At 58.6% G+C, this 4,613-nt stretch carries 2 protein-coding genes; one reads left to right on the plus strand and one right to left on the minus strand.

The genetic code is table 11. The annotated features are described in order from the left end of the window. Positions 1 to 41: 41 nt before the first annotated feature. A complete protein-coding gene (locus tag A2J03_RS22080) occupies positions 42 to 3,005 on the plus strand; it encodes a hypothetical protein (protein ID WP_156520523.1) in 2,964 nt (987 codons plus the stop codon). A 248-nt stretch (positions 3,006 to 3,253) separates the two neighbouring features. Here A2J03_RS22080 and A2J03_RS22085 read toward each other — a convergent pair whose 3' ends face one another. Further along, positions 3,254 to 4,438 (minus strand): hypothetical protein, encoded by a 1,185-nt coding sequence (locus A2J03_RS22085; protein ID WP_068378276.1) that lies wholly within the window; start codon positions 4,436 to 4,438, stop codon positions 3,254 to 3,256. Positions 4,439 to 4,613: the final 175 nt, after the last annotated feature.

Below are 4,613 nucleotides of genomic sequence, written 5' to 3' on the forward strand. Positions count from 1 at the left end.
CCGACTACCTTCGGTCAGCGCTGTTCACAGACGTCGCGGCAATGTCGTCCGGGGACGACGAGCTTCGTGTCGACGACGCAATCATCGCCACGCCGTTTATCCGTACGTCGCGTGGAGTCGTCGTCGCTGCTCCGTTCGAGTTAATGGCGACTTTGCGGCATCTCATCGGGGTCGAAGCCGTGAATCATTCCTGCGGTTCAACACTCACGAAAGCGGCATCGGCATTCGCAGCACGCGTCGTCACCAATCTGTTCGAGGTGATCTGCGACGATGGTCTCGAGGAAGCCGAGCATTCCTCGTCACAGCTCCGGCTGTTTAAAGGACGCTTTGACACCGACAAGTTTCTCGATCTGTGGATTCGAGTGGAGTCGTTCGACAACTACGATCCGACTACGATCGATCAGGAGCCGGTTGTTCAGCGCGGAGGTTCCGAGTTAGCGAACGTCGATGGCACCGGTGACAGGACTTTGGTTGTCGATGTTGTCTGGTCACATGGCGCAGGAGCGCACAGCTTCACGGGAACTGACGAGAATCTGCACCTCACAGGTTTGTACCCGGAGTTCGAGACCATCCTCCACTCTCCGGGCACGCATCAATTGACCCTCTGGTACTTCGCGCAGGCATTGGACCGAGCGAGATCCAGAGCCCTGATGATGATGACATCAACAGAAGACGCTTACGCCTTCTACGACAGTGGTAGCGAGCAGAGCTTCTATGCCTCCGACGACAGTTCACCGACCGCGATATTCATCGCGCCCGGTGATGGTGAAGAACTTCGACGCACGGTCGCCGAGCGAATCGGCAAAACCTACGTCCACCGTGGTCGGCGGACATACGAAGCCGTTCTGGTGCACGGTGGCGCTACCACTGTTCGCCAGGTAGTCGGTCCTGGGTGCGTTTACTTCGCTGAACTGCCACACGCACGGGTATGGGTGGAGTCCTCGTCGCCGTCCGCTCCAAACGCACCAGTCGATGAGCTTGCCGAGGCCGCGTGCTTCTGGCTGTACAAGTTGGGGATGGAGTTCTCCGAGCTGCTCGAAGCGCAACAGAGCGATGAGATCAAGGTCGGTATCGAAGTCACGGGCTGGGATGTCCAGCCGGGTGGTAGTCAGGATTCCTGGATCGAATATCAAGTCTCCGATACAGAGGGGGTCCTAACGCTAAAGGTGGCCACGCCGCCGGTGATCGAGTCCGGGGACCCGCCAAACGCATTGGATCGCCTGTTGGTATCCGCGCTGATCAAGGCGCTTAAGGCTTCGGCAACAGCACCTACTGCTGCCGATTCCGTAGTTTTGCTGAATTCGCTCACACCGCCAGGGCAATGCCGGATGCTGCACGTTGCGGACCAGAACGCAGATCCAGTCACTTGGCCGGGGCAATTACCTGCACCTCGGAGAGCGGTATCTGCCGTTGTGGCAACCCTTTTGGACGACCTCGGCAGCCACCTGAAGGAGCGTGGACGCATTGCCGGTCCCATCTCCGATGATCGACGCACGAAGGTACTGAACACCGAGGTAGTGCCATATTTCGGTGATCGTCTGGCGGCGCACTTGGCCGAGCAGGACGATAGCGAGTTGCTGAGGCACCTCATTCTCGCCAACGAGGCCCTGCTACGGGAAGGTCATGTCGAGCATAAGACGTTTGCTTCGCGAGTCGCGTGCTTCGGCCGACAATCTGACATCGTGGAGCGCTTCTCGAAGAACATGACGGAAAGTGCCAATACGGCGGTCTCATCCCGGTTCCTCATTGAGTATGTTTCCGGAAACCCAACCGCCGGAGCGTCGACGGTGACGGCCGAAAGCTATGACATGATGGTCGCACTGGCCTCCGAGGTTACGAACAAGGGGTTCCTCTCCGAAGCGATCCACGCGGAAATTTCCACCGCGACAGTGTCGATACTGCCTTCCGGGCGCTTAGGCATCGCACGCGACGATGACCGGTGGGTCACCAGTCTGCACAGCTTTCTCCTGTCTCATGCGTCGACGGCAGTTGAGTCAATAATGCGTACAGCACAGTCGGAGCATCAGAAAGTCGAGTCGCAAGACGAAGAGTTCGATCTAACGCCACACGACAGGGTCGCCACCATCGAATTCGGGTTCAGCTTCTCGGATCTGAGTGACTTCATAGGCAAGCTCCTCGATCTCTCAAGTACCAAGGGACAGAACGATGTCGGGAAGCTCACCGTTGCGATGGTTCGCGACCACTTCGTCGCTGAGTTCCAGTGGGAGATCGAGAAAGCCGATCGAATTCTCGACGCGTTGTCCATGGCACCTGAAGAAGATTTCTGGAAGCTCGGGGCGAAAGTGCATCCTTGGAGATACAACCGTGACCGTTCCTACCTCCGCAGGCCGTTGATTCGCAGAATGACCAAAGAGGGTGATGCGGTCATATTTGGGCACCGAAACACTTTCCTTACGCCCATGCATTGGTACGGTCAATATGACTCCGGCCGGCTGAAGGCCACAACGCCCGAGATGAAAAAGGCCCTTTCGGAGGCGATCAACCGTAAAGGCGAACAGTTCGAGAACCAAGTGGAGGCGGCTATTGCAGGGATATGCTATCCCGTTCGGCGTCGCGTATGGAAAATCGGGAAGTACGACCTACGTAAAATCGACGGCCTAAATCTCGGCGATATCGACCTCGTTGGTTACCACACCCCGTCACGAACGGTTCTACTCATTGAAGCGAAGTCGCTGCAAGCATCCCGAACGCCATCCGAACTGCGAAACGAAATCACCAACATCCTGGAAGGGCCCCACTCGGCAGTCGCCCGGCTCAACGGACGCTACCAGTGGGCGCTTGGGCACATCGATAGCATTCGAAACGAACTCGGAATTCCTCCTGGGAGTATCACGCTGAAGCCGATGATCGTCATCGACGACGACCTCGTAACCCGAGAGTTCAACCGTAGCCCTTTTCCCATAGTCCCACTGGACCAGTTGGTGGAGACGCTCGATGGACTACGGACAACGCGACGCTCTAGTAAACGCGCCCGCAGACGTTAGATTGTGCCTCAAACTGAGGACCGTATCTCACGTCGTGATTTTCGCGAGGCATAGCTCGCAGACTGCCAGCCAGTCTCTGGCCCGGTAGCCTGGGTACGCCGAATATCGTGCTGGCCGAGCTCTCGTCACTCGTGGTCCCTCGTCTAGCGGTGAGTACCGGCACCGGACCAGTGCTCTGTGGACGCGCGGATCATGCGGTGCGGGCTCTCTTAGGAGGCGTCCGCCGGCGTCTCCGCCCTGGCATGGACCTAGGTGTCATCCTGGGGGGCCAGACGCGGCCGAGTGCGTAGGTACAAGTCGGGATTTGCCTCTAATAGCTTCAGCCAAGGAACATCCATCCCCGGGTGCTCTCCGGCGTCCGCTAAGTCGCCGAGTAGATCGCGACCATTAGAAGGAGACGACACGGAACCGTTCCCAGCCTGCTGCACTCGCACCGATGTCTCATCGAAGCGCACAAAGTACGGATAGCCGCGACCGACGTCGTTCGCTATCTGACGCGTGCGCTCAACCCAAGAGTCGTTTGTCGCCCCCTGCCCTTGGACGATCCCGCTGTAGCCGATGGTCTTCCCGTTCTCGATCAACCGGTAACGGACTTCCCTTTCAATGCCTGGCGGATTGCGGTCCTTCGCCTGCTGCAGAAGCCCCGTTTTTCTTGTCTTCACGGCAGTGTCCCACGCAGGCCACTGGGCCGAGCGACGGTCTGACGGGCGACACACGATATCCGGGAGAAACACCTCATACTGGTCCATTCCCATCGGCCGGTACACCAGGTGCCCGGTGGCCAGCTCCATCTGTGCGTCGCTTCCGGGCACTTCGACAAAGGGCCCAAGCTCGGTCGACTCCGCGAAGGCCCACCTAACGACCGGGGGCGCGTCGGCTATCAACTTGGGTTCCAACTGCTGGAAGAAGTTCAACGCATCGAAGATCGTGTCGATGACCGGCCGCCCTTGAACCTGCTTGCGGTAGGCATCCTGAGATTCAGCCCGCGCTCGCTTCGCACGATCAGTCGCAGAAGAATCGATGCGAACGTAGGAGGCAGGCATGTCGGAATACTTCGCCCACTCGTAGACCACCCGAATGCGCGTGGGCGCCATACTCATAGGGACTCCGAAGTGAGCTCCGGGCACGAGGAGGTCGCTGAAGACTACATGTGCGTGCTCCTCGCAGTTGCGAATCAGCTCCAGCCCCATGACAACTTTGCCCAGCGCGGTTCCCGCTCGCTGGCTCCGGTAAGCGTCCCCGTGAGCGTTGAGGAAGACAGCCTCGTCGAGGATATTGACGGCCGACGCGACTCGGCGTACTTCCAGCGTTGCAGCCTCCGGATCCTCCATGGTCGCGTACCAGTACGCTTCGATCGCACGCCGTAGCTCCCGCATGTAGCGAAGCCCTTTGGCCAAGTGGCCACCTTCGAGATGGAACTGCGCTTCGATCACTGAGATAGTCTCTCATCGCAATTGCGGAACTGCCAGCGGACTTCTACCCGCACACGCCAGCCGAGAAAATCAACCTAGGAGTTCTGATCGGCCCAGGGATTTCGGACAGTGGACCCGCTTAGAATAGGGATCTACTGAAATGAGTCCGACCAGCATGAGCAGATCACGGCGATCG

The organism is Rhodococcus sp. EPR-157 (assembly GCF_001647195.1).
Taxonomy (GTDB): Bacteria; Actinomycetota; Actinomycetes; order Mycobacteriales; family Mycobacteriaceae; genus Rhodococcoides.

Excerpts from the sequence above, each read along its gene's own strand:
- A2J03_RS22080 (WP_156520523.1), top strand. The coding sequence starts at position 42 with ATGTCGTCCGGGGACGACGAGCTTCGTGTCGACGACGCAATCATCGCC.